The sequence below is a fragment of the Paracoccus laeviglucosivorans genome, assembly GCF_900182695.1.
Classification (GTDB): domain Bacteria; phylum Pseudomonadota; class Alphaproteobacteria; order Rhodobacterales; family Rhodobacteraceae; genus Paracoccus; species Paracoccus laeviglucosivorans.
Map to the genome: position 1 here is coordinate 1 of NZ_FXTK01000032.1, position 25,150 is coordinate 25,150.

The window sequence follows — 25,150 nt, forward strand, 5'->3', positions numbered from 1 at the left end:
GCGCGAGGCCGCGGCAAAACTCGGGGTGACCAGCCATGCCGTGCGACGGATGATCCAAGACGGGATTTTGCCTGCCGAGCAGGTCGTTCCGGGCGCGCCCTGGCAAATTCGGGCCGAAGATCTTGAGAATGATGACATTATCGCAGCCCTTCGGCAGAAAGGACGCCCGCGTCACGCCACCACCCGAGAGCAACTTCCAATGTTTCCAGTCACTTGAAGAAGAGGGGCACAATGAATCACCGCTCGCGATCGGCCGGATCAGGTTCTCGACGCTGTTGGAGTCGATCTCGACGCGGCCATCGCGCAGGAAGGTCTGCAGCCCGTCCCAGTGGCGGTGGATGTAGGCCAGCTTCTCCCCGAGGCGGGACTTCATCGATACCCGCCGACACTGCAGCTGCAGCCATTCCCCGAAAGCAGTGACCAGCGGCGCACTGCGCACTTGGCGGACCGACAGCCGCTGGCCGGGACCCATGCCACGGATCTCGGCCTCGATCCGGTAAAGCTCGGCGATACGGTGCAGGCCTTCGACTGCGATCTCGGAGCCGTCGCGATCGAAGATCTCCTTCAGCTTGCGCCGGGCATGGGCCCAACAATGGGCGACGATGATCGGCGCGCCGCCTGTCCGGGACGGGCGCGTCAGGCGGTTGTAGCCGGAATAGCCATCCAGCTGCAGAATTCCATTAAAGCCCTGCAGGATGCGCTCTGCATTCTCGCCCGCACGGTCGGGCGCATAGGTGAAGACCACACCGGGTGGGTCTGCCCCGCCCCATGAGCGGTCATCGCGCGCCAGAGCCCAAAGGTAGCCTGTTTTGGTCTGTCCCCGGCCGGGATCGAGCACGGGTGCCGTGGTCTCGTCCATGAACAGCTTGGTCGACGTTTTCAGGTGTTCGACCAGCCGATCGACTACCGGGCCGAGGTGGAAGGCGGCGGTGCCGACCCAATCGGCCAGCGTGCTGCGATGCAGTTCGACCCCGGCCCGAGCCAGAATCTGGCTCTGTCGGTATAAGGGAAGGTGGTCTGCGTATTTGCTGACCAGCACATGTGCCAAGGCGCCCTCGGTAGGCAGGCCGCCTTCGATCAGGTGCTCGGGGGCCGGTGCCTGGGTCACGCCTTCGGCACACCGGCGGCAGGCATACTTCGGGCGCACGGTCACGATGACCCGCAACCGCGCGGGCACGATGTCCAGCCGCTCGGTCCGGTCTTCGCCGATGCGGTGCATCTCACCACAGCCGCAGGGGCAGAGCAGGCTGTCCGGCTCGATGACCTGCTCGAAGCGCGGCAGGCTTGCCGGAAGATGTCCGCGATTGCGGCGTGTGGCTCTACGTGAAGGCGTGCGGGGGCCAACCTCCGCATCCTGCCGGGTCTCGGCCTCAGCCAGGGCAGCTTCGAGATCCTCGAAAGCCAGCTGGCGCTCGTCGTCGTTCAGCTTCTCCGAACGTTTGCCATGCACGACCTGGTTCAGTTCGGCGATCAGGTGCTCCAGACGCCGGTTGCTCTCCCGCAACGCATCCCGTTCGCGCAGCACCGCCAGCACAGCAGCACGCTGGCTTTCGGGGATGGCGGACAGGTCGATGGACGGGGCTGCAGACATGTCGCGATCATAGCCCGGTCAACCTGATATTGCTCGCCTTTTCTGTCGTTTAAGTCATTCTACAACGACCGGCCTCGGCGTTTCCAGAGGCCGGACCCGCCGCCAGTCGAGGCCGGCAAAAAGCGCCTCGAACTGTGTTCGGCTCAAGGTCAGGGCGCCGTCCCGGACAGCGGGCCAGGTGAAGCTGTCGGCCTCGAGGCGCTTGTAAGCCATCACCAAGCCGCTGCCGTCCCAGAACAGGATCTTCAGCCGGTCGGCGCGCTTCGAGCGGAACACAAAAATCGTGCCGGTGAAGGGATCCTCTGCCAACATCGACTGCGCCAAAGCCGCCAATCCGTCGTGCCCCTTCCTGAAGTCTACCGGCTTTGTCGCCACCAGGATCCTCATGCCTTGCGACGGCATCAGCATCCGGCGGCTCCAAGGGCACGAACGATCTCGGCCAGCCGAACGGCCGGGGTATCCGCAGCCAACTCAAGCGTGACCTCGCCGATCACGATCCGGATCAGCTTGTCCGCAGGGGATCTGTCGCAGGAAGGTGCGGCAGGCGGGGGGTCGCAAACGACCAAGGGCGCGAAAACCGGCTTTTCGGTCGACAGGGCCGGGAGGACCAGCTTGCCCTGCTTGGCCAACCCCCGCCACGCTGACAATTGGTTCGGCTGCACTCCATAGCGATCCGCCACCGCGTTCACTGTGGCTCCGGGCTCCAGCGTATCGGCGACCACCCGAGCCTTCACCTCATCCGGCCACCGCCGATGACCAGAGGCGTAGATCTCGACACCCAGTGAAGTGAGAAACAAATTCCTAGCACACATTGCGAAACGCACTCCCCACCAGCCGGTGGATACGACTTCGCAGCAGCGCCGCAGCCAAGCAATGTGGGGTTCAGACGCCGCTTACGCCTGAGTGGCTGCTATCTCCAGTTTCTGATGATGCAGCGCCGCGATGCCACAGGCCGCTTCCGCCCTTAGCGTCGCATCGCAACTTTCAGAGCGTCTATAGAAGCTTCGGTTCGACAGCGGCAGTCCTCATCGCCTCGGACTGCTTCGCGTCCCTAAAGAAGGCGTAATGCGCGGGATTTCCTGCTTCTATGATGTGATCAGAAATAATTTTGACAGCCTGATCGACTATCTGGCCGCGCTCTTGTTCGGCAACGCCGGGTCCTAGCAAGTTGCAAAGCATCAGGACATGGAACGCACCATAGGTGAGGAATGTATTCTCAGTTCGGCGCTGCCCTCTTATCCTGAGGTCATCCTGAACGATACGGCGTCGCTCCTCGATTATCTCATACCACGATAGCGCCTCAACCAACTGAGCGACGTCTACACCTCCGAAAACCTTGGCATATAGATCAGTGAAAATTACATCCGATTCACGCTTAGATTTGACTGGATCATGATGGACATAGCTCAACAATATTTGTCCAGCTTTCAGAGCATCAAGTTGCTTGCTTTCTTCCAAGCCTTCTGGCTGAAAGCCTCGCTTTCTTCTATAGGAAATTCCATAGGAACGAAGCTCTCTCTCCAGCCTTCTCTGAATATCATCGTTGGCCCTGAGATCGCGGGGATTGATACGGCTCTGATTGTTAGTCGAGACCGCAATTCTTGAAATCAAGTCAGGATCTTCGGTCTCAAATACCCTGAAGAGAACAGAAAGCTTCTCAAACTTTGAGGTATCCGGATAGTAATCCTTTATGGCATCAAAAATTGCCGAGCATGTCTGCGCACCGTTCACGATGCTCATTCTCTTTATGCCGATCTTCGGCATGTCGGAGCCGGTTCTGTTAACTCTGCACTGCGACCCAACAATGGTAATTCCGTTGTTAAGTGAGGCAAAGTTGATATTATCACCCGAGACTGCCGTTCTGAATATTTCTTTGTTAACCGGATTGTCGAGACCGAGAAAACCACGAACATTCATGTTGAATAGCGTGTAATCAATTTTTCGCTCATCTCGCATGTCTCGCAGTAGCTTATAGAGTTCCAGACCCGAAACGTATCCAACAACGCTCCGCAATTCTGAGTTTCCAGATTCTAATACTCCTACGTCCCTAGCGTAGAATACGTGGTTAACCCGGCCGCTATGTGTATTAAGGCAAAACTCTACAATCTCGTCCAAGTGGAACTCTTCGACCTGCACATCCTCCCTCTCTAGGGATTTGATGCAAGGAGCGATCTGAATCGTACTGCAAGGCATACCGTTTCCTAACAGCCACAACTTAAACGAGGGAAACTCCCGTGCAATTATGTCACGTATCTCAAGGATTTTTTGTTCGAGTTTCGGATTTACAACTTTCTTCAGGTCGCAGCGGCGATCCTTCAAGATCTCGAAAAATCGAAGGGTTTTTTCGGCACTGGAAAAAGGGAAGGGGTTGGAAGCTTTCCTGGTGCTGTCAAAAACCTTGGATTGAAGAAGGTGAATGACTGGCTCGTCCCCTCTTCGATCTATATGAATTGCATCTATGCCGCAGTCATTCCCGCCGTCCGTCCACACCTCATCAATGGTGACCTTCTCGCAATAGAAGCGGTGAGTTAAGAAAATGTGGATAAGAGCTTGGCTTCGCTGCTGTATCTCTTGAGAAGACAGGAGTTGATCAATGCGTTCATTGAGCCGATTGAATTCTTCTTCGTTAAATGTTCGCATGAACAGTCTTCACATTGAGCCAGTGGCGGTTAATCAAAGATGCTTCTTATTCAAGGCACGAAACGAGCGACTGAGTCAAATCCCATCATTAGCTTCGACATACTTCAGGTGAACACCTACGCACTGCACAACAGCGGAATCGTTGCACCGCGCATGGATGACTGCTTTCCGGTTTTGCTGCAGGTGCCAAGCCGCACCGCCGTCAGGCAGCTTACCGCCCTTCGTGTCGATAGGGGCGACCTAGACCCGCCGCCCCCGATCAACTTCGAACGTATTTCTGTTCGAGATAGCATTGAACGACCGCCTCTCCTCCAGCAGGGTATTCATGCTGAAGCGGCCACATCGCCGTCTAACACCCATCAAGCGGGCGCCGGAGGGTGGGCTAAAAGGTGGGCTGTCTATAGGTTTTTGCACATAAATATAGGAAAATATTGCGTATAAACAAAAACGTTGGTGCGGGCGGCGGGACTCGAACCCGCACGAGCTACGCTCCAGGGAGTTTAAGTCCCATGCGTCTACCATTCCGCCACGCCCGCGCCATTCAGCGTGGCTAGCGGGCAAGGCGGTGCTTGGCAAGCGGCATCAGAACGCGCGGGTGGGTCGGTCAAAGACCTTGCGGCCCATCAGCGAGCCGACAAGATCGACCATCAGCCGCGCAGTTCGGCCCCGGTCGTCAAGAAAAGGGTTCAGCTCGACCAGATCAAGCGATGTCATCAGCCCGGATTCGTGCAGCAATTCGCAGACCAGATGCGCTTCGCGAAAGGTCGTGCCGCCCGGAACCGTCGTGCCGACGGCGGGCGCGATCGAAGGGTCCAGGAAGTCCACGTCCAGACTGACATGCAGCATTCCGTTTCCCGCGCGAACGCGATCCAGAAATTCGCGCAGGGGCGCGGCGATGCCCTGTTCGTCCAGCACGCGCATGTCGTTGACGGTGATCTCCGTCTCCTCCAGCGCGGCATGTTCCGCCGGATCGACCGAGCGGATGCCGAACATGCAGATATTTTCGCCCGGCACGGGGGCCGGGAAGGGCGGGAACGGATCAAAGCCGTCGCGTCCAGCCGCATAGGCCATCGGCGTGCCATGCAGGTTGCCCGAGGTGGTCGTGACGGGCGTGTGGAAATCGCTATGCGCGTCCAGCCAGATCACGAATAGCGGCCTTCCCGCTGCGTCGGCATGGGCCGCGACACCCGCAACCGTCCCAAGCGACAGCGAATGGTCGCCGCCCATGAAGATGGGCAGGCCGTCAGGCATGGCCGTGCTTGCGGCCGCAGCCAGCGCCTCGGTCCAGGCGATGGTTTCGGGCAGGTGGTGCACGGCGGAATTGGCGCAGGTCTGGCCGCGACCGGGGGCGGGAACCACATCGCCGCGATCTTCGACCGTGTGACCCATATCCGTCAGGGTGCGGCCCAGCCCGGCCACACGATAGGCGGCTGGGCCCATCAGGCAGCCGGGGCGACGCTGGCCTTCATCGACCGGCGCGCCAATCAGGATGCAATGGGTCATCATGTCTCCTTTCGGGATGGTGACCCGATTGGGTCAGGTGCGGATACCCTTGAAACGCTCTTGCCATTCATCGCGTTGCTCATCGCTGATCTTGGCGAACAGGACTTCGGGCACGGTGAAGGCGTGGCCTGCGGGCAGGGTTTCCAGCGCCGAGCGCGCATCCATGGGCCAAGCGCGGTCGTCGGTCTGCATCCCCGCCAGCATGGTGTCGGCCGCAAAGGGGATGAAGGGCGCCGACAGCACCGCGTAAAGCCGGATCAGGTTCAGGCCCAGACGGACCTGCATGGCGGCGCGGACCTCATCGGTCTTGATCGTGGTCCAGGGCGCTGCGGATTGCAGGTATTCGTTGCCCAGAACCCAGATCGCGCGCAGCTCAGAGGCGGATTTGCGCACCTCCATGCGGTCCATGAACCCTTCATAGGCGCGGACGCGGGCGTCGATGGCGTCGATCAGCGCCAGTTCCTCGGGGCCGTATTCGCCGCCCTGCGGCACGACCTCGCCGAATTTGGAGCGGCAGAACTTGGTGATACGGCTGACGAAATTGCCCAGCACATCGGCCAGATCCTTGTTCACCGATTGCTGGAAATTGTCCCAGGTGAATTCGGCATCCCCCGATTCCGGCGCGTGGGACAAAAGCCACCAGCGCCAGTAGTCGGCAGGCAGGATCGACAGCGCCTGATCCATGAACACGCCGCGCCCTTGGCTGGTCGAGAACTGACCGCCATCATAGGTCAGGTAGTTGAAGGACTTGATGTAATCGACCAGCTTCCACGGCTCGCCCGAGCCGATGATGGTCGCGGGAAAGCTAAGCGTATGGAAAGGCACGTTATCCTTGCCCATGAACTGGGTATAGGTCACGTCATCCGCGCCTTCGTCCAGACGCCACCAGCGCCGCCATGCCGCATCGGGTTCGCCGCGCGCATCGGTGCATTCGGCGGTTCCGGCGATATATTCGATGGGGGCGTCGAACCAGACGTAGAAGACCTTGCCCTCCATCCCCGGCCAGGGTTTTTCGCCTTTCTTGACGGGAATGCCCCAGTCCAGATCGCGGGTGATGCCCCGGTCCTGCAGCCCGTCGCCGTCGTTGAGCCATTTCTTCGCGATCGAGGTGGTCAGGATCGGCCAGTCGTTCTTGCTGTCGATCCAGGCTTCAAGTTCCGGGCGCAGGGTGCGCTGGCGCAGGTAAAGGTGCTTGGTGGCGCGGACTTCCAGATTGGTCGAGCCGCTGATGGCGGAACGCGGGTCGATCAGGTCGGTCGGGTCCAACTGCTTGGTGCAGTTTTCGCACTGGTCACCACGCGCCTTGTCATAGCCGCAATTCGGGCAGGTGCCTTCGATATAGCGGTCGGGCAGGAAGCGGCCATCGTCGATGGAATAGACCTGACGCTCCTCGACCTCGGAGACGTAGCCGTTTTCGTCCAGTTTCCCGGCAAAATGCTGGGTCAGGACGTGGTTGCGTTCCGATGACGAACGCCCGAAATGGTCAAAGGACAGGCCGAAATTCTGCGCGATGCCAGCTTGGGTCGCGTGCATTTCGGCGCAATATTCGGCGACGGGCTTGCCCGCTTTCTTGGCCGCAAGCTCGGCCGGGGTGCCGTGTTCGTCGGTAGCACAGATGAACATCACTTCGTGGCCGCGTTGGCGCAGATAGCGCGCGGACAGATCCGCCGGCAATTGCGAGCCGACCAGATTGCCGAGGTGCTTGATCCCATTGATATAGGGAATCGCCGAGGTGATGAGATGCCGGGCCATGTTCGCGTCCTTCGTGATCGGCGCCATGTCTAGCCGTGATGCGACGCGATGGAAAGTGGCGCGCGCGCCCTAGTTCGGCAGGATGAAGCCTTGCACCGGATATTGCGCGCCAAGCTGGCCGGGCGCGGATTCAAGCCGCACCACCGACCAGTCGTTCTTTTGCGACACGTCCACCGCCAGCATGTCGCGCGACACGCGGTTGCGTTCCCAGTTGGTGTGATCCAGCCGGACCTGACGCTCGGACAACATCTGGGACACGACAGCGACATGGCCATTGGGGTTCTTGCGCGTCGCCTTGAAGGTCATCACGGAACCAATCGCCGGTTCCTGACTGCGGCCATAGCGGCCCTTGGCTTGTTCCCACCACGTCTTGGCATTGCCGCGAATGTCGATGCCGCTGAGGTCGCGGGCAAAGGGAACGCACCAGACGCGCTGGCCCTTGCTTTGCTTGCGCTGCACCTCGACCAGGGCGTTGGCAAGGCGATCTTCGGAAATCCGCCCGATGCTGATGTCCGGCTTGCCCGACGATGCGGTGGGTTCAGTGGCGCAGCCAGCCAAAGTGGCGACACAGACAGCAGCGATCGCACCTGCGATGCGGAACTTGCGAAGCGCGAACATGGGGAGGGCGATCTCTCTATCTTGTCTTGCTTTGCAGTTTCCCTACTAGAAGTTGCAATTTTATCGCAATGGGCGGAATTGAACTTTCCGGTCTATGAGCGGGAACTTGCGCGTCAGGTGCGCGTTTCAAGCGCGCGACGCAGCGTGTCCGCCACGCTTGCACTTAGCGGCAGGCGGTTCGCGAACACGTCGGTCACCGGAACCCAGCCTGCATCCAAAGCATCATCGGCGGCAGCCGGCTGGCCCGAAACATAGTCGCAAAGCACGGCCGCCAGCAGGAAATGAAAACGCAGGGCGCCATCGGCCCCGCGTTCGATCACGTCGATATTGTCCAGATAGGCAAGGGGGCGGGCGGTGACGCCGGTTTCCTCATGCAGTTCACGCGCAGCGGCGTCCAGCGCGGTTTCGCCCGGTTCGACATGGCCGCCGGGAAACCCCCACAGGCCCGCATCCGGCGGATTGCGCCGCTGGACCAGCAGCACGCGGTCGCCGTCCAGCGTGACCGCAAGGGCGGCAAGCCGCGGGAACACCTTAGCGGCGACGGTCGCGGCGCGAGCTCATCGGTTGGAAGGCCACACCGACATGCGCCTCGCAATAGGGTTTGCCCGCAACCGAGGGCAGGCCGCAGAACCAGAACTTGTCCGTCGCGGGATCGCCGATGGGCCATTTGCAGGTCCGCTCGGTCAGATCCATCAGGCTCAGCTTGCGGGCACGCTTTTCGACTTCGCGGACCGATGCCAGCGCCTCGGGGCTGATTTCATTGGCCGAGGGTTGCGGCGGCAGCGGCTGGCCCGCCGGAACGATGGGGCGGCGGTTGAAATTGACCGGCTGCGGCATCGGCGCAGGGTCGGGCTGCGATGCAGGCGCGGCGGCTTTCGGGGCCGCAGGCTCGGGCTTGGGTTCGGGGGCGGGTTTCGGCGTGGTCGCAGCGGCCGCGGCAGCAGGCTGCGGTGCGGGCTTCGGTTCGGGCGCGGCGGAGGCTGCTGCGGGGATTTCGGTTCCGTCTTCGTTGCGGTTCGACAGGCCAAGGCGATGCACCTTGCCAATCACCGCGTTGCGCGTGACGCCGCCCAATTCCTTGGCGATCTGGCTGGCCGACTGGCCTTCGGCCCACATGCGTTTCAGCGTTTCGACGCGCTCATCGGTCCAGGACATGGCTTGCCTTTCCTGCATCCGGGGGGCATCCCGGTGCTTGTTCGTTCAGTGGCTTCAATTCGGCAGAACCCGGTCTTAAAACCGGGGATAGCCAGATTTACCTGCCCGCACCCATAAATTCAAGGAGCGCCGATGCAATCCAGCCAGTCTCGCCCCGGTTATCGCCAGATGGGCGTCCGCCGTTTCGGTCGCGTCAACTGGCTTGGGCTGTATACCCTGGCCCGGCGCGAGATCATGCGCTTCATGAATGTCTGGCAGCAGACGATCTTTGCGCCGCTGATGACCTCGGCGCTGTTCGTGGTGGTTTTCGCGCTGGCATTGGGCAAGAACCGGGGCGAGGTGATGGGCCTGCCCTATCTGGCGTTTCTGGGGCCGGGCATCCTGATGATGACGGTGATCCAGAACGCTTTTGCCAACACCTCCTCCAGCATGATTTCGGCCAAGATGCAGGGCAATATCGTCGATACGCTGATGCCGCCGCTGTCTCCGTCCGAGATTTTGGCGGGCTACATGGCGGGCGCGCTGGTCCGGGCGATGATCGTGGCACTGGCGATTGCGGTGGGCATGGGGCTGGTGATCGGGCAGGGGATCGCGCATCCCGTCTGGGCGCTGACCTTCGTCGTGCTGGGCGCGCTGCTGATGGGCGGGCTGGGGCTGCTGGGCGGCATCGTCGCGCAGAAATTCGACCAGATGGCGGCGATCACCAATTTCGTGGTCACGCCGCTGTCGTTCCTGTCGGGCACGTTCTATTCCGTGCAGGCTTTGCCCGAACCGTTCCGCACGCTGGCGCATTGGAACCCCATCTTTTACCTGATCGACGGTGCGCGCTATGGCATCGCAGGGGTGTCGGATGCGCCGCCCCTGCGCGGCTTCATCGTCTGTGCGCTGACCGTGGCGGTGGTGCTTTATGTTGCGTGGCGCTGGCTTGCCACCGGCTACCGGATGAAGGCCTGAATCCCGTTGCGCGGGCGGGTGGTTCGCGCTAATTGGTCCGCATGATCGTTCGGACTGTCCATATCGCTCGTCCCCGACGTTGATCCTTTCAACGTCCGATCCCGCCTGCCTTCATCGTTGGTGCCGCGCGACGCGGCCATTCCCAGCACAAGGACCATTCCATGATTCCGCACGTCCTGCCGACCTATAACCGCGCCGACATCGCCTTTGAAAAGGGCGAGGGTGCATGGGCCATCGCGACGGATGGAACCCGATATCTGGATCTTGGCGCAGGCATCGCGGTGAATGCGCTGGGTCACGCCAATCCCGATCTTGTTGCCGCCCTGACCGAGCAGGCGAACCGCATCTGGCATGTGTCGAACCTGTATCACATCCCGCAGCAGGAAAAGCTGGCCGATCTTTTGGTCGAACACACTTTTGCCGACACCGCATTCATCACCAATTCGGGCACCGAATCGGCCGAGCTGGCGATCAAGATGGCCCGCAAATACTGGTATGAGAAAGGCGAGGATCGTGTCGAGATCCTGACCTTTGAAGGTGCGTTCCACGGTCGTTCGACCGGCGCCATCGCAGCTGCCGGGTCCGAGAAGATGGTCAAGGGTTTCGGCCCGCTGATGCCCGGCTTCAAGCAATTGCCATGGGCCGACATGGATGCGCTGAAGGCTGCGATCAGCGACCAGACCGCTGCCGTCATGGTCGAGCCGGTGCAGGGCGAGGGCGGCATCCGCCCGCTATCGGATGCCGATCTGCGCCTGATCCGCCAGCTTTGCGATGACACCGGCGCGCTGCTGATCCTAGACGAGGTGCAATGCGGCATGGGCCGGACGGGTAAGCTGTTCGCGCATGAATATGCGGGCATCGCGCCCGACATCATGATGGTCGCCAAGGGTATCGGCGGCGGCTTCCCCCTTGGTGCCGTGCTGGCGACCGAAGCTGCGGCGGCCGGTATGGCCGCGGGCACGCATGGTTCGACCTATGGCGGCAACCCGCTGGCCTGCGCCGTCGGCGCGCGCGTGATGGAAATCATCGCGGACCCGGCATTTCTGGCCGAGGTGAACCGCAAGGCGGCCCTGTTCCGGCAAAAGCTGGAAGGTCTGGTCGCCGCCCATCCCGACGTGTTCGAAAGCGTGCGCGGGCAGGGGTTGATGCTGGGCCTGAAATGCAAGGCCGCCCCTGCCGATCTGGTCAAGGCGGGCTATGCAGAGCATATCCTGACCGTCCCCGCGGCGGACAGCACGCTGCGTTTGCTGCCGCCGCTGAACATCGGCGACGACGACATCAATGAGGCGGTGGCCCGTCTGGATCGGGCTGCCGGAAGGCTTCATGGATAGGATCGGTTTCCGGCCAGTCACGCAAGCCGATCTGCCGATGCTGGGGGATTGGCTGCGCGACGCTCGGGTGTCGTGCTGGTGGCGCGGCGCGGATGAGCAGCTGGCCGGGATCGCCGAGGATCTGGACAATCCCGCGATGCGCCAATGGCTGGCGCTTCGCGATGGCCAGCCGATCGCCTATGCGCAATTCTATCCGGCGCATCACTGGAATGCGCCGCATTTCCGGGATTTGCCCGCCGATACGATCGCGGTGGACTGTTTCGCGGGGCCGGATGGTTTCGGCCAGGGCGGTGCCTGGCTGGACGCGCTGGCGCGGCGTCTGCTGACCGAAGCCTCGGTTCTGGTGATCGACCCCGAACCTGAAAATCTGCGCGCCATCCGCGCCTATGCCAAGGCCGGCTTTTCAGGTCAGGACGTGCGTCCCAGCGAGGATGGGACCATGGCCCGCATCATGACGCGCCACCGATGACGGCATTTCATGCAAATTCCCCATGAAATGCCGGGCCGGGCCTTGACCTTCGACGGGCAAAACGGCTTCCCTTGCCCGATCAATCCGAAAGACGTGAAGAATGAACAGTTTTCTCGACATCCACACCACCGACAAGGCAGCGTTGCGCGGCATGATCGACAACGCCCGCCGCATGAAGGATGCCCGCGCGGGGCAGCCCAAGGGGACGCTGGATGCCGAACAGCCGCTGAAGAACCGCATGGTCGCGCTGATCTTTGAAAAGCCCTCGACCCGGACGCGCGTCAGCTTCGATCTGGGCGTGCGCCAGATGGGCGGGCAGACGATGGTGCTGTCGGGCAAGGAAATGCAGCTGGGCCATGGCGAAACCATCGCTGACACCGCCCGCGTGCTGTCGCGCTATGTCGATCTGATCATGATCCGCACATTCGAGGAAGCGACCCTGCTGGAAATGGCGGAACATGCCACGGTGCCGGTCATCAACGGGCTGACGAACCGCACGCATCCCTGCCAGATCATGGCCGACGTGATGACGTTCGAGGAACATCGTGGCCCCATCGCGGGCAAGAAGGTGGTCTGGTCGGGCGACGGCAACAATGTCTGCGCCAGCCTGATCCATGGTGCTGGTCAGTTCGGTTTCGACTTTACCTTTACCGGCCCCCCGACACTGGACCCCGAGGCCGAGGCGCTGGAATTCGCCCGCGCCCAAGGGGTGCAGGCGCTGATCGAACGCGACCCGGCCAAAGCGGTCGAGGGTGCCGATCTGGTCGTGACCGATACATGGGTCTCGATGCATGATCCGCAATCCGCGCGTGAGCGTCGGCACAACCAGCTGCGCGGCTATCAGATCAACTCGGCGCTGATGGGTCACGCGCGTTCGGATGCGCTGTTCATGCATTGCCTGCCCGCCCATCGCGATGATGAGGTGACAAGCGAGGTGATGGACGGCCCGAATTCGGTCATCTTCGATGAAGCGGAAAACCGGCTTCACGCGCAAAAGGCCATCATGCGCTGGTGTCTGGACGTCTGATCGGCACCGGATCGGAATAAAGGGCGCGGCCATCAAGGCCGCGCCTTTTCAGTTTTCGCGGAACGCGCGGGTGAAATAATCGCTTAGCGGTTTCACCAGATAGGCGAATGGGCTGCGCTCTCCGGTCTGGATATAGACCTCGACCGGCATACCTGGCACCAGCGCCAGACCATTCAGCTTGGCGATCTGTTCCGGCGGGATCATCACCTCGGCCCGATAGTAGGGCACATGGGTCGCCTGATCGACCAGCGTATCAGCGGAAACGCGGCTAAGAACGCCGTCGATTTCCGGTGTCGTCCGCGACGAGAACGCCGAAAAACGCAGCACGACCTCCTGCCCCGGATGCACTTCATCGACATTGATGGTGGCGATGCGGGCGGCGATCACCAGCGGGCGGTCCTGCGGGATGATATACAGGATCGGGTCGGCGGGACGGATGACCGAACGCGGCGTCGTCACCTGCAATTCCTGCACGATGCCCGATACCGGCGCACGGATTTCCAACCGCGAGACCTGTTCGATCAAGCCGCGACGACGTTCGGCCAGCTCAAGTTCGCGATAGCCAAGGTCGCGCAGTTCCGTTTCCGCCTGTTCGCGATATGTCGCGTTCTTTTCCAGCCGCGACAGGTCGATGGCGGCAAGCTGGGTCTCGGCCTCGGCGCGCGAGGCTGTCGTCTGGCCCAGCTGGCCGTCAAGCCGCGCGGCCTCACGCTCCAGCGCCAGCACGCGCGGGGCCTGGGCCAAGCCTTTCTCCAGCAGCGAGCGTTGGTCGCGCAATTCCTGACCGATGAAATCGCGCTGCTGCTGCAGGGCGCGGTCCTGCGCGTCGATGCCGCTGATCTGCGAACGCACCTGTTCGCCCTGCTTGACCAACTGGCCGAGCGATTGGGCCAGCGTATCCAGACGGGCGTGGAACAGGCTGGCCTGCCCCTCCATCAGCGCGTTCAGATCGGGGCGCTTTTTTGCCTCGGCGATCAGATCGTCGGGGAAGGTGATTTCGCGCTTGTCGGCGCGCTCGGCCTCCAGCCGGCCACGGCGGGCCAGCACCTCGAAATACTGACCCTCGACGATGGCGAGTTCGGTGCTAAGCAGCGTGCCGTCCAGCCGGACCAGCGGTTGGCCCGAGGTCACCGGCTCACCGTCATGGATCAGGATTTCCGACACGACGCCGCCATCAGGGTGCTGCACGACCTGACGGCGCTGTTCCACCTCGACCTGACCCGAGGCGACGACGGCCCCGGCGATCCGCGCGTTAAAGGCCCAGATGCCGAAACCGCCGATCAGCAGGACCAGCGAAACCAGCCCCAGAACGATCGCGCCACGGGCCGACCATTCCGGGCGCGGCTTGGGCGGGGGTGGCATGCTGGGCCCTTTTTCTTCGGGGGCCACGACTTCGACGGGGGCAAGATGCGGGCGGGGATCGGTCATGTTACGCCTCCGCCCTGGCCTTGGGCGCGGTTGATCTGTTCGGCATTGCGGACCATCGACTTCAGCACCTCATCACGGGGGCCGAAGGCGCGGCGCATACCCTGATCCAGCACCAGCAGCAATTCGCATTCGGTGATGGCGGCGGGGCGGTGGGCCATGATGATGACCGCGCCCCCGCGCGCCTTGATGTTGCGGATCGCAAGGTTCAGCGCCGCCGAACCTTCGTTGTCCAGATTCGAGTTCGGCTCATCCAGCACGAACAGCACGGGATCGGCGTAAAGCGCCCGCGCCAGCCCGATGCGCTGGATCTGTCCGCCCGACAGTCGCCCGCCGCTTTGCGCAAGCGGCGTGTCATAGCCCTGCGGCAGATCAAGGATCATGCGATGCGCGGCGGCGGCGGTCGCCGCCTGCACGATGCGCTGCGGGTCGGGATTGGACGACAGGCGCGCGATGTTGTCGGCAATGGTGCCGTCGAACAGCGTGACCTGCTGCGGCAGATAACCGATCAGCCCACCCAGCACGTCGGGATCGTATTGGTCCAGCGTCGCGCCATCCAGGCGGATATGGCCCGCGCCGACAGGCCATGCGCCGATCAGCGCGCGGGCCAGCGTGCTTTTGCCCGCCCCCGAGGGGCCGATGACGCCCATGGCCTGACCCGGCGCGATGTCAAAGCTGATGCCGCGTAGCGTCGCCACGCTTTGGCTGGGCGGCGCGACGGTCAGGTTGCGCACCTCGATCCGCGCGGCGGGGCGGGGCAGGGGCGTGCGGTCGATCTGCGGCGGACGGCGCGACAGCAGATCGCCCAGCCGCTGCCAGCCATCCTGCGCGCGCTGCACCATCGACCAGCCGCCCACGACCTGTTCGATCGGGGCCAAGGCGCGGCCCATCAGGATCGACGACGCGATCATCGCGCCCGGCGTCACTTCCTGACGCAGAACAAGCCACGCACCGGCGGCCAGCAACGCGCTTTGCAAAAACAGGCGGAAGGTGCGGGAGAAGACGGTGAAACCGGCGGCGCGGTCCGTGCCCTCCATCGTGGCTTCGGTCGCGCGGTCGCGGGCGGTCTGCCAGCGCCGGAACGTCGCGTCACGCATCCCGAGCGAGCCGATCAGCTCGCCCTCGCCCAGATAAAGGTCGGACATGCGGTCCGCGGACTGGCTGGCGATGGCGGATTTTTGCAGTGCATTCTTGCTGAGCCACTGGTTCATCAGCGTCGTCAGCACCAGAATCAGCAGCCCAGCCAATGCCACGGCGCCCAAAAGCCAGTGGAACAGGAACACCGCCGCCAGAAAGAACGGTGCCCAAGGCAGATCGAACAGCGCCATCAGCACCGGAGAACTGATCAGCCGCTGCACCGCCTCAAGGTCGCGCATCCCGCCCTTGACGGCCACGTCCGACGCAGCGCCGCCGTTGCCATCCTGCAAGGCGGCCTTGAAGACCCGCCCCTCCATCCGTTCCTGAAAACGCGCGGCGACGCGGGCCATCACGCGGTTGCGCGCAAGGTCCAGCACGCCCATCATCGCGAACAGGAAAACCACCAGCAGGAACAATGCCGTCAGCGTTTCCACCGACCTGCTGGCCAGAACGCGGTCATAGACCTGCATCATGAACAGCGGGCCTGTCAGCATCAGCATGTTCACTGCAAAAGAAAAAACGCCCACAAAGGCGTAAAGCTGCCAGCCCGTGCCGCGGGCCTGCCGCAACTCGCCCCGGCCATCATGTCGCATCGGCGGCAAGGCCATGCCGGTTCCTTCCATTCATGTTCCGCCGGGCTTGCCCGACGCCGTTTCAGCGCATATCCCAAAGTGAAAACGCGCAACAGCCGGGATTATTCCCGGCCTTTGCGACTGGCCAAAAATCGCCCTGCTCAAACAGGCTATAGCAACGGAAGGTTAGCAAAGTTTGAATCGCAGGATACTCCTTGCCGCGCTGACAGTCACGGCAATCGGTGCGTGCAGCGCCAAGACCGGCCCCGATGGCATGAACGACCCCTATGAGCCGATGAACCGCAAGGTCCATGCCTTCAATCGCGGGCTGGACCGCCATGTGGTCAAGCCGATGACCTCGGGCATGTCCTCGGGAGAGGCGAAAGATGACGGGCCGGGGATCGGCAGCACGCTGGTGCGGGGCGTGGGCAATTTCGGCGCAAACCTTGCCGAGCCCGGCAAGGCCGTGAACCACCTGCTGCAAGGCAAGCCCGAACCCGCCATCAAGACCACCTTCCGCTTTCTGGTGAATACGACCGTGGGGCTTGGCGGCTTTCTTGATCCCGCGACCAGCGATTTCGCCTTGCCCGAACAGGATACCGATTTCGGGCAGACACTTGCGGTCTGGGGCGTGCCCGAAGTGGCCTATCTGGAACTGCCTCTGCTTGGCCCCTCGACCGGGCGGGACGCGGTGGGCAAGGTCGTCGATCTGGTGGCCGATCCCATGGGGGCGGTGCTGAACCGCGACCAGCGGGTCATCGGCTTTGTCGCCCGTTTGGCCGGAAAGGCTGGCGAGCGGGGGGAATACGGCGATACCGTCGATTCCGTGCTTTACGACAGCGCCGACAGCTATGCGCAGACGCGGCTGATCTGGCTGCAACATCGCCGCCACGAGCTTGGCGAAGAAGGAGACGAGATTGACCCTTATGCCGAATGAGACCCGTCGCGGATTTCTGGGCCTGATGGGCGCGGGGCTGGCTTGCGCCGTCACGCCCGCCCATGCCCTGACCACCGATCAGGCCAGTGCGCTGGTGCAGAAATCGATGGACGAGGTTTACGCCGTCATCAATTCGGGCCAGCCGCCCGCGCAGATGTATAAGGCCTTCGAGGCGATCTTTGCACGTTACGCCGATGTGGACATCATCGCCCGTTCGGCGCTGGGTCCGGCGGCGCGGCAGGTGTCCCCGGCGCAGTTCGCGGCCTATAAACAGGCGTTTCAGGGCTATATCGGGCGCAAATACGGCAAGCGTTTCCGCGAATTCATCGGATCAAAGATCGAAGTGCAAAGCGCGCGTCCGGTGAAATCCTTCATCGCCGTCACCACGGTCGCCTATCTGAAAGGCCGCAGCCCGATGGAGATGGAGTGGCACGTGTCCGACAAGTCCGGCAAGAACCTGTATTTCAACATCATCATCGAGGGGATCAACATGCTCGCCTCGGAACGGGCGGAAATCTCGGCCATGCTGGCGCAGCGCAAGGGGGACATGGCGGCCCTGACCGCCGATCTGCAACAGGCGGGCTGAAGCCGCCGCCGCAATTGGAAAGGCCGGTCGCTGGGACCGGCCTTTTTCGTTTCAGTAGACGCCTTGGATGCCGCGAAGCGCCTGCGTCAGCGGATCGTCGGGCGAAAGCTCGGTATCCGTGCCGTCGCTGGACAGCGTATCGCCGGGGGTGGTCGGTGCCGTCGCCCCCGGTTGCACGGTCGAGGCGTCGGGCAGCACCCGGCCCTGTTCGCCCGGCTGGGCTGCAGGGGTCGCGGTTTCGGGCTGGGGCTGGCCAAGCGCCGATGACAGCGCCGCCGCCAGCGGATCGGATGTGCCATCCGCGCCGCCCGAACTGACGACGTTCGGCACCGCGCCCGAGGCGTCGAACACGAAATCGCCCAGCGATTCCACCGGCAGACCTTCGTGGATCTCGGTCATCACCGCCTGCCAGATCTCGGCGGGCAGACCGCCCCCGGTCACGCCTTTCAGCGGCTTGTTGTCATCATTGCCCAGCCAGACGCCGGTGACATATTGCCCGGTGAAGCCGATGAACCACGCATCGCGATAGCTGGAGGTGGTGCCGGTCTTGCCCGCAGCCGGGCGCCCCCCCAGTTTGGCGCGCCCGCCGGTGCCGTGCTGGATCACCTGCTCCATCATGCCGATCAGCTCACCCGCCGCCTTTTGCGAGATGACGCGCTGACCCATGCCGCCCGACTGGCCGATCAACGGCTGTTCATCGCCCTTGATCTGCAATTCGACCAGACCATAGGGGCGCACGGCCGTGCCGCCATTGCGAATACCTGCATAGGCGCTGGTCATATTGAGCAGCGTCGATTCCGAGGCACCAAGCCCCAGTGCCGGACCGCTGGCAAGGTTGCTGGCAAAGCCGAAATCGGTGGCGATCCGGCGAACGGCGTCCCGCCCGGCGATTTCCTGAAGCCGCACGGTGGCGGTGTTCAGCGAATTGGCCAGCGCGCGGGTCAGCGTCACCTCGCCGTAATAGCGGCGGGTATAGTTCTGGGGCGACCAGGGGGCCGAGCCGGGGATGCGGATGGTCAGCGGACCATCCTCGATCAGATCGTTCGGGCTGTAGCCCTGATCCAGCGCCGCGGCATAGACAAAGGGCTTGAAGCTGGAGCCGGTCTGACGGTTCGCCTGCGTCGCGCGGTTGAACGTGCCGGAAACCGTATTGTCGCGCCCGCCGATCATCGCGCGCACCGCGCCATCGGGTGACATGATGACCACGGCGGCCTGCGCAGTCGAACCTTTGGCGACCTTTTCGTCAAAGACGCGCTGCAAGGCGCGTTCGGCGGCACGCTGGATGCGTTCGTCGAACGTGGTCTTGATCGTTACGTCCTCGGTCGTCTCGGACGTCAGGAAGCCGGGACCGGTCTCCATCACCCAGTCGGCGAAGTAGCCGCCCGCGCGTGCGGCGGCGGCCTTGGACAACACCGCGGGATGCGCCTGGGCGTCGGCAAATTGCGCGTCGTCCAGATAGCCCTGATCGTGCATCAGCCCAAGGATGACATTGGCGCGATCCTGCGCCCGTTCCAGGTTCGATGTGGGGGCGAAATAGCTGGGCGCTTTCAGCAGGCCCGCCAGCATCGCCGCCTCGGCTGGGGTGACATCTGCCGCCGACTTGCCGAAGTAACGCTGCGCCGCCGCCTCAAACCCGCGCGCACCCGCACCCAGATAGGAACGGTTCATATAGATGTTCAGGATGTCCTGCTTGGAGTATTTCGCCTCCATGGCCATCGAATAGGGGATTTCCTTGACCTTGCGCCAGATCGAGGTCTGGCGGCATTCGGCCTCGTATTCCGCCTCGGATTTCCAGCGGGTCGGGTCGAAGCTTTCGCCAAGGCACAGCAGTTTCGATACCTGCTGCGTGATCGTCGAACCGCCATTGCCCGACAGGGGACCACGACCTGCGGCCATGTTGATCTTGATGGCGCTGGCGATACCTTGGGGATCGACCCCGATATGGCGGTAGAATCGCTTGTCTTCGGTCGCGACGACGGCGTTTTTCAGGGCAGGGGCGATTTTATCGGCACTGACCATGCCGAAAGTTTCACCACGCCACGCGAAAACACGGCCTTCGGTATCCAGCATCGTGACCGAGCCACGGGCACGGCCGTCGAAAAGTGCCGAAGCCTCGGGCAGCGTCGTGTAGAAATAGAACGTCGCCGCGCCAACGATTGCGGCCACGGTCAGGCCCAGTCGCCAGAACGAACCCCAGACAACGCGCCAGATCAGAACAACGATCCCGGCGATTCCCCTTGTCAGGAAATTGCCGCGCCGCGGCGCTGAACTTCGGGTCTTTCGACGACGCTGCGTCTGCTGTTTTTGTTGATTCTGAGCGGGTTGATCGAAATTGCGCTTGTCAGCGACAATCCGGCCCTTGCCGGTGGGTTTCTTCATGCCTGTATCCTGCACGGCCATGTTCTTCGGCCCTATGGCGCCGGAAGATACAGGAAACCGTCAGGATTGAGAACCGCGATGACCTATCAGTGAACTGCCCGGACTGGCTGCAAACCGCTTATCAACTGATCAAATTTTAGGCTTGTTGATTCAGCGGGCACAGAATGGCTGCACAACTCTTGTGCTGCATGGAAAGCCGCGCGTTTTCTGGCTGCAAATCGGAACTGCTGCAACGCAGAGAGAAGGTGCAGGAAACATGAAAAGACGAACCGCGATCACACCACTGATCCCGGCGCTTGCCCTCCCGCTTGTCGGGCTGGCGGTGCCGGCGATGGCGCAAGAGGCGACCGATACCGCGGCAGCGGTTGCCGAAACCGTCGCCCCCATTGTGGATAAGGGCGATGCGACCTGGATGATGGTCTCGGCCATTCTGGTCATGGCCATGTCCATTCCGGGCCTTGCGCTGTTCTATGGCGGTCTTGTCCGTGCCAAGAACATGCTTTCGGTGCTGATGCAGGTCTTTACCATCTTCTGCGTCATGGCGCTGCTTTGGGTGATGTTCGGCTATTCGCTGGCCTTTACCGGCGCAGGTTCGGCCGAGGACGCGACCTGGCTGACCCCGTTCATCGGCGGCTTCTCGAAAGCGTTCCTGTCGGGTGTGGATGCGTCGTCGCTGGCGGAAACCTTCACGCAGAACGTCTTCGTGCCGGAATATGTCTTCATCACCTTCCAGCTGGCCTTCGCCTGCATCGCATCCGCGCTGATCGTCGGCGCGACCGTCGAGCGGATGAAGTTCTCGGCCATGCTGATCTTCGTGGTGATCTGGTTCTTCTTCTCGTATCTGCCAATGGCCCACATGGTCTGGTGGTGGGGCGGTCCCAGCGCCTATGACGGCCCGGCGGGCTATCTGTTCGGCCATGGCGATCTGGACTTTGCTGGCGGCACGGTCATCCACATCAACGCCGGTATCGCCGGTCTTGTCGCAGCGATCATGGTCGGCCCGCGCCTTGGCTATGGCAAGGAACTGATGGCGCCGCACAACCTGCCCTTTACCTTCATCGGCGGCTGTCTGCTGTGGATCGGCTGGTTCGGTTTCAACGCAGGTTCGAACATGGAAGCCACCGGCGTTGCCGCCATGGCGCTGCTGAACACCGTCGTCGCGACCGCTGCCGCTGCATTGGCATGGGCCTTTGGCGAATGGCTGTTCCGTGGCCACCCGTCGCTGCTGGGCGGGATCTCGGGCGCGATTGCCGGTCTGGTGGGCATCACCCCGGCGGCAGGCTTCGTCGGCCCGATGGGCGCGATCGTGATCGGTCTGGCTGCAGGCTTCCTGTGCATGTGGTTCGTGGTCAGCATTAAGGCCAAGCTGGGCATCGACGAATCGCTGGACGTGTTCGGCATCCACGGCATCGGCGGCATTGTCGGTGCGATCCTGACGGGCGTGTTCGCTTCGCCGTCGCTGGGTGGCTCGGGTGTGTTCGACTATTCGACCGGCGCTGTTGCCGAAGGCTACAGCATCGCAAGCCAGGTGATGACCCAGACCATGGGTGTCATCGTCGCGGTGGTCTGGTCGGCGGTCGTATCCTTCGTGGCGCTGCTGATCGTCAAGGCGGTCGTCGGCCTGCGCGTTCCGGCCAATGACGAACGTCAGGGTCTGGACACCACGACCCACGGCGAAAACGCCTATAACAGCTAAGACCCAAGGGTCAGGCAAAAGAAAAGCCCCGCGATCGCGGGGCTTTTTCATGTCAGCATGTGCCGTTCAGGAAATGCGCGAGACGACGAAATCCGAAAGATCCGACAGGATCGCGCGCAGCGGATGATCCGGCGTGGCCTGCAGCGCGGTCTTGGCGCGTTCGGCCCATGCGATGGCGTCGGCCCGCGCCGCATCCAGCGCCCCGCGGCGATGCAGGATGTCCAGCGCGGTTTCCAGATCGCCGTCATCCTGCTGGCCCTTGCCGATGGTCCGCGTCCAGAACGCCAGTTCATCGGCATCCGCAGCCGCGATGGCCTTGATGACCGGCAGCGTCAGCTTGCGTTCGCGGAAATCGTCGCCCACGTTCTTGCCGATCACCTCGGCCGAGCCGCCGTAATCCAGCAGATCGTCCACGATCTGGAACGCGATCCCCAGCGCATCGCCGTAATCGAACAGCGCCTGCTGAACGGTCGCATCGACATTGGCGACCACGGCCCCGGCCTCGGTCGCGGCGGAAAACAGCGCCGCCGTCTTGCCGCGCACGATCTGGATGTAAATGTCCTCGGTCGTGGTGACATCCTGCGCGGCGGTCAGCTGCAGCACCTCGCCCTCGGCGATCGTCGCCGAGGCGTTGGCAAGGATGCGCATCACCTCCATGTTGCCGGTATCGGCCATCAACTGGAAACTGCGGGCGAAAAGATAATCGCCGACCAGCACGCTGGATTTGTTGTCCCAAAGCAGGTTCGCGGTCGGGCGCCCGCGCCGCTGCTGGCTTTCATCGACCACGTCGTCATGCAGCAGCGTGGCGGTGTGGATGAATTCGACCGCTGCCGCCAGCAGCAGATGCGCCTCGCCGTGATAACCGCACAGACGCGCCGCAGCCAGCACCAGCATCGGGCGCAGGCGCTTGCCGCCCGCCTCGACCAGATGGGCCGTCACCTCGGGAATGCGGGGAGCATGTCTGCTGGCCATCCGCTCGCGGATCAGCGCATTCACCGCCGCCATGTCGTCCGAGATTTCGGAAGAAAGCCGATCCAGCGGCTTGGAGAGGTTTTCGTTCATGCCCATCTGCCATTCCCATTCGCTGGCAAGCCATTGCCATGCCATGGACACATGCGCAACAGCCGCTTAACCTTTGTCGCCATGAAGGAAGTCCTGCGCACCACCAATCCCCTGCTGATCACCCGTGCCGCCGACCTGCTGGAATCCGAGGGAATCGCCGCATTCCCGCTGGATCAGCACATGAGCGTGCTTGAGGGGTCGATCGGCATTCTGCCACGCCGCCTGATGGTGGCGGATCGCGACCATTTCATGGCGCGGGCGATCCTGCGCGACAATGACATCGGACATGACTGATATTCGCCGCGACGGTTTTCTGGGCGGACGGCTGACCTTGGCCCAGCCTGCGCATGGTTATCGCGCGGGCGCGGATGCGGTGATGCTTGCCGCCGCCTGTCCGGCGCAGTCCGGTCAGTCGGTGCTGGAACTGGGCTGCGGGGCAGGGGTGGCGCTGATATGTCTGGGCCATCGCGTCGCGGGGCTGTCGCTGACCGGGCTGGAGTTGCAGGAAAGCTATGCCGTGCTTGCACGCGACAACGCCGCAGCCTCGGGGTTGGCTGCGAATATCGTCACGGGTGATCTGACCCGGATGCCGACCGATCTGCGCGCGCAAAGCTTCGATCATGTGATCGCCAATCCTCCGTATTTCTTGGGCGGGACGGTCGCGCCGGATTCGGGACGCGGCACGGCACGCCATGAAGACGCGCCGCTGTCGCAATGGATCGAAACCGGGCTGCGGCGGCTGCGTCCGGGGGGGTGGCTGACCGTGATCCACCGGGCCGAGCGGTTAGGGGTGATTCTTGCAACCTTGGGTGGATTGGCCGGTGAGATCACGATTTTGCCAATCAGCGCGAGGAAAGGGCGCGATGCAGGCCGTGTCATCGTGCTGTCGCGCAAAGGTGCGCGGGCGCCGCTGCGGCTGCTTTACCCCTTTATCATGCATGAAAAACCGTCACATTTGACCGATGCCGAGGATCTGACGCCTGCCGCTCACGCGGTTTTGCGCGATGGCGCGCCGCTCAACCTGCGGGACCCGCAATTTCCGATGACAATGTGACGATTCTATGATGCAATCGACCCTGTTCGATCAATCCAGAAGGAGGACGACATGTCGGTTGAATCCCACGTTCAGGAGCTTCGCCGCAAACATCAGTCACTTTCCAACCAGATCGAGGCCGCGCATCGCAGCCCCGGCATGGATGACCTCTCGATTGCGCAGATGAAGAAGGAAAAGCTGCGCCTCAAGGAAGAGATCACGCGCCTGTCGCATTAAGGGGCATCCCGGATCATCGACACGAAATTCCAGCAACCCATCGTGAAACAGCCCGCGAAAACTCGCGGGCTGTTGCCGTTTCCAGGCGGCCGAAATGACAACGGCCCGCGCGGGGGGCGGGCCGTCCGATATAGATGCGCAAAGGATCAGACGAAGAACTGCCCGCCATTCGCCGTAATGGTCGAGCCGGTGATGAATCCCGCATCCTCGGACGCAAGGAACACCACGCAGCGCGCGATCTCCTCCGGCTCACCCAGACGACCCACGGGGATCTGCGGGATGATGCGTTCGTTCAGCACCTTTTCGTCGATGGCGCGCACCATCTCGGTCCCGATGTAGCCGGGGCAGATGGCGTTGACGGTGATGCCTGCGCGCGCGCCTTCCTGCGCCAGCGCCTTGGTAAAGCCCAGATCACCCGCTTTGGCCGCCGAATAGTTCGCCTGACCCGCTTGACCTTTTTGGCCGTTGATCGAGCTTATGTTGATCACGCGCCCGAATTTGCGGTCGCGCATCCCCGACCACAGCGGATGCGTCATGTTGAAAACGCCGGTCAGGTTGGTGTCGATCACCTCTTTCCACTGCTCGGGCGTCATCTTGTGGAACATCGCATCGCGGGTAATGCCGGCATTGTTGACCAGAACATCAACTGGGCCCAGCTCATCCTCGACCTGCTTGATGCCAGCGGCGCAGGCGTCGTAATCGGCCACCGACCATTTATAGGTCTTGATGCCGGTTTCGGCCGTAAATGCGCGGGCGGCGTCGTCATTACCCGCATAATTCGCCGCGACCGTATAGCCCGCGTCCTTCAATGCTTTCGAAATCGCTGCGCCAATCCCGCGCGAACCACCCGTTACCAAAGCCACCTTTGCCATGCATTTCCCCCCGGAATAATAGGCCAGTGAAATTATGTTATTTGGGTAAATCTGCGTGCGCAAGATAGTTGCGCACGCAAGTTGCGATCAGGGGCGCTCAAGGCACATGGCCACGCCCATGCCGCCGCCGATGCACAGGGTCGCCAGACCCTTTTTCGCATCGCGGCGCTGCAT

Annotated in this window: 25 protein-coding genes, 1 tRNA gene and 1 pseudogene; 11 read left to right on the forward strand and 16 right to left on the reverse strand. The window is 62.4% G+C overall.

Going from position 1 to position 25,150, the window contains the following annotated elements; all coding sequences use genetic code 11:
• The first annotated feature begins 49 nt into the window (after positions 1-49).
• Complete coding sequence (locus tag FN835_RS21910) at positions 50-217, forward strand: hypothetical protein (RefSeq protein WP_425467493.1); 168 nt, start codon at positions 50-52, stop codon at positions 215-217.
• Between the two features lie 27 nt (positions 218-244).
• Here FN835_RS21910 and tnpC read toward each other — a convergent pair.
• From tnpC to FN835_RS19425, 10 genes and pseudogenes are all read right to left on the reverse strand, one after another.
• Positions 245-1,591: pseudogene (tnpC, locus tag FN835_RS19380) on the reverse strand (IS66 family transposase); the annotation flags it as partial.
• 54 nt (positions 1,592-1,645) lie between these two features.
• Positions 1,646-1,999, reverse strand: coding sequence for an IS66 family insertion sequence element accessory protein TnpB (gene tnpB / locus FN835_RS19385; RefSeq protein WP_142664890.1), 354 nt, complete (start codon positions 1,997-1,999; stop codon positions 1,646-1,648).
• The gene (gene tnpA, locus FN835_RS21800) at positions 1,993-2,388 is read right to left on the reverse strand and encodes an IS66-like element accessory protein TnpA (protein ID WP_425467491.1); all 396 of its coding nucleotides are present in this window, start codon (positions 2,386-2,388) and stop codon (positions 1,993-1,995) included. Before tnpA ends, tnpB begins: the two co-directional genes overlap by 7 nt.
• A 196-nt stretch (positions 2,389-2,584) precedes the next feature.
• Entirely contained in the window at positions 2,585-4,231 is a 1,647-nt protein-coding gene (locus FN835_RS19395) for an AIPR family protein (RefSeq protein WP_142664891.1), read from the reverse strand.
• Between the two features lie 451 nt (positions 4,232-4,682).
• Positions 4,683-4,767: transfer RNA gene (locus tag FN835_RS19400), tRNA-Leu, on the reverse strand.
• 46 nt (positions 4,768-4,813) lie between these two features.
• Positions 4,814-5,737 (reverse strand): arginase, encoded by a 924-nt coding sequence (gene rocF / locus FN835_RS19405; RefSeq protein WP_185958757.1) that lies wholly within the window; start codon positions 5,735-5,737, stop codon positions 4,814-4,816.
• A 30-nt stretch (positions 5,738-5,767) separates the two neighbouring features.
• Positions 5,768-7,486: a methionine--tRNA ligase gene (metG, locus tag FN835_RS19410; RefSeq protein WP_142664893.1), complete on the reverse strand. Its 1,719-nt coding sequence runs from the start codon at positions 7,484-7,486 to the stop codon at positions 5,768-5,770.
• Positions 7,487-7,555: 69 nt separating this feature from the next.
• A complete protein-coding gene (locus FN835_RS19415) occupies positions 7,556-8,104 on the reverse strand; it encodes a CHAP domain-containing protein (RefSeq protein WP_142664894.1) in 549 nt (182 codons plus the stop codon).
• 113 nt (positions 8,105-8,217) lie between these two features.
• The gene (locus FN835_RS19420) at positions 8,218-8,634 is read right to left on the reverse strand and encodes an NUDIX hydrolase (protein ID WP_142664895.1); all 417 of its coding nucleotides are present in this window, start codon (positions 8,632-8,634) and stop codon (positions 8,218-8,220) included.
• A 1-nt stretch (position 8,635) separates the two neighbouring features.
• Positions 8,636-9,259: a GcrA family cell cycle regulator gene (locus tag FN835_RS19425; RefSeq protein ID WP_142664896.1), complete on the reverse strand. Its 624-nt coding sequence runs from the start codon at positions 9,257-9,259 to the stop codon at positions 8,636-8,638.
• A 132-nt stretch (positions 9,260-9,391) separates the two neighbouring features.
• Here FN835_RS19425 and FN835_RS19430 point away from each other — a divergent pair, with 132 nt between their 5' ends.
• The 4 genes from FN835_RS19430 (at position 9,392) to argF (ending at position 13,040) form a co-directional block, all read left to right on the forward strand.
• Positions 9,392-10,213 (forward strand): ABC transporter permease, encoded by an 822-nt coding sequence (locus FN835_RS19430; protein ID WP_142664897.1) that lies wholly within the window; start codon positions 9,392-9,394, stop codon positions 10,211-10,213.
• 161 nt (positions 10,214-10,374) lie between these two features.
• Entirely contained in the window at positions 10,375-11,544 is a 1,170-nt protein-coding gene (locus tag FN835_RS19435; RefSeq protein ID WP_142664898.1) for an aspartate aminotransferase family protein, read from the forward strand.
• Positions 11,537-12,013: a GNAT family N-acetyltransferase gene (locus FN835_RS19440; RefSeq protein WP_185958758.1), complete on the forward strand. Its 477-nt coding sequence runs from the start codon at positions 11,537-11,539 to the stop codon at positions 12,011-12,013. The genes FN835_RS19435 and FN835_RS19440 overlap by 8 nt, the downstream gene beginning before the upstream one ends.
• A 100-nt stretch (positions 12,014-12,113) precedes the next feature.
• Entirely contained in the window at positions 12,114-13,040 is a 927-nt protein-coding gene (gene argF / locus FN835_RS19445; RefSeq protein ID WP_142664900.1) for an ornithine carbamoyltransferase, read from the forward strand.
• Between the two features lie 48 nt (positions 13,041-13,088).
• Here the strand turns inward: argF and FN835_RS19450 are convergent, their stop codons facing one another.
• Positions 13,089-14,402 carry an HlyD family type I secretion periplasmic adaptor subunit gene (locus FN835_RS19450; RefSeq protein WP_246098821.1) on the reverse strand — a complete coding sequence of 438 codons (1,314 nt, stop codon included), beginning with the start codon at positions 14,400-14,402 and terminating at the stop codon, positions 13,089-13,091.
• 62 nt (positions 14,403-14,464) lie between these two features.
• Positions 14,465-16,210, reverse strand: coding sequence for a type I secretion system permease/ATPase (locus tag FN835_RS19455; protein ID WP_142664908.1), 1,746 nt, complete (start codon positions 16,208-16,210; stop codon positions 14,465-14,467).
• A gap of 160 nt (positions 16,211-16,370) precedes the next feature.
• Here FN835_RS19455 and FN835_RS19460 point away from each other — a divergent pair, with 160 nt between their 5' ends.
• Positions 16,371-17,111, forward strand: a complete 741-nt coding sequence (locus FN835_RS19460) for an MlaA family lipoprotein (RefSeq protein ID WP_246098819.1) — start codon at positions 16,371-16,373, stop codon at positions 17,109-17,111.
• Entirely contained in the window at positions 17,101-17,697 is a 597-nt protein-coding gene (locus FN835_RS19465) for an MlaC/ttg2D family ABC transporter substrate-binding protein (RefSeq protein WP_142664909.1), read from the forward strand. Before FN835_RS19460 ends, FN835_RS19465 begins: the two co-directional genes overlap by 11 nt.
• Before the next feature lie 51 nt (positions 17,698-17,748).
• On the opposite strand, the gene FN835_RS19470 is transcribed toward FN835_RS19465, so the two are convergent.
• On the reverse strand, positions 17,749-20,076 hold the full coding sequence (locus FN835_RS19470; RefSeq protein WP_142664902.1) for a transglycosylase domain-containing protein: 2,328 nt from the start codon (positions 20,074-20,076) through the stop codon (positions 17,749-17,751).
• Between the two features lie 256 nt (positions 20,077-20,332).
• Between FN835_RS19470 and FN835_RS19475 the strand changes: the two genes are divergently transcribed.
• The gene (locus FN835_RS19475) at positions 20,333-21,772 is read left to right on the forward strand and encodes an ammonium transporter (protein WP_142664903.1); all 1,440 of its coding nucleotides are present in this window, start codon (positions 20,333-20,335) and stop codon (positions 21,770-21,772) included.
• Between the two features lie 66 nt (positions 21,773-21,838).
• On the opposite strand, the gene FN835_RS19480 is transcribed toward FN835_RS19475, so the two are convergent.
• The gene (locus FN835_RS19480) at positions 21,839-22,840 is read right to left on the reverse strand and encodes a polyprenyl synthetase family protein (protein WP_142664911.1); all 1,002 of its coding nucleotides are present in this window, start codon (positions 22,838-22,840) and stop codon (positions 21,839-21,841) included.
• Between the two features lie 75 nt (positions 22,841-22,915).
• Here FN835_RS19480 and FN835_RS19485 point away from each other — a divergent pair, with 75 nt between their 5' ends.
• From FN835_RS19485 to FN835_RS19495, 3 genes are read left to right on the forward strand one after another with little or no spacing between them, the layout of a single operon-like run.
• The gene (locus tag FN835_RS19485; RefSeq protein ID WP_142664912.1) at positions 22,916-23,128 is read left to right on the forward strand and encodes a putative signal transducing protein; all 213 of its coding nucleotides are present in this window, start codon (positions 22,916-22,918) and stop codon (positions 23,126-23,128) included.
• Entirely contained in the window at positions 23,121-23,888 is a 768-nt protein-coding gene (locus tag FN835_RS19490; protein ID WP_142664904.1) for a tRNA1(Val) (adenine(37)-N6)-methyltransferase, read from the forward strand. Before FN835_RS19485 ends, FN835_RS19490 begins: the two co-directional genes overlap by 8 nt.
• 51 nt (positions 23,889-23,939) lie before the next feature.
• The gene (locus tag FN835_RS19495) at positions 23,940-24,104 is read left to right on the forward strand and encodes a YdcH family protein (RefSeq protein ID WP_142664905.1); all 165 of its coding nucleotides are present in this window, start codon (positions 23,940-23,942) and stop codon (positions 24,102-24,104) included.
• Between the two features lie 146 nt (positions 24,105-24,250).
• Here the strand turns inward: FN835_RS19495 and phbB are convergent, their stop codons facing one another.
• Both phbB and FN835_RS21805 read right to left on the reverse strand, forming a co-directional pair.
• On the reverse strand, positions 24,251-24,976 hold the full coding sequence (gene phbB / locus FN835_RS19500) for a beta-ketoacyl-ACP reductase (RefSeq protein WP_142664906.1): 726 nt from the start codon (positions 24,974-24,976) through the stop codon (positions 24,251-24,253).
• An 87-nt stretch (positions 24,977-25,063) separates the two neighbouring features.
• Positions 25,064-25,150 (reverse strand): hypothetical protein (locus tag FN835_RS21805; protein ID WP_142664913.1); only part of this gene is annotated, 87 nt, incomplete at its 5' end.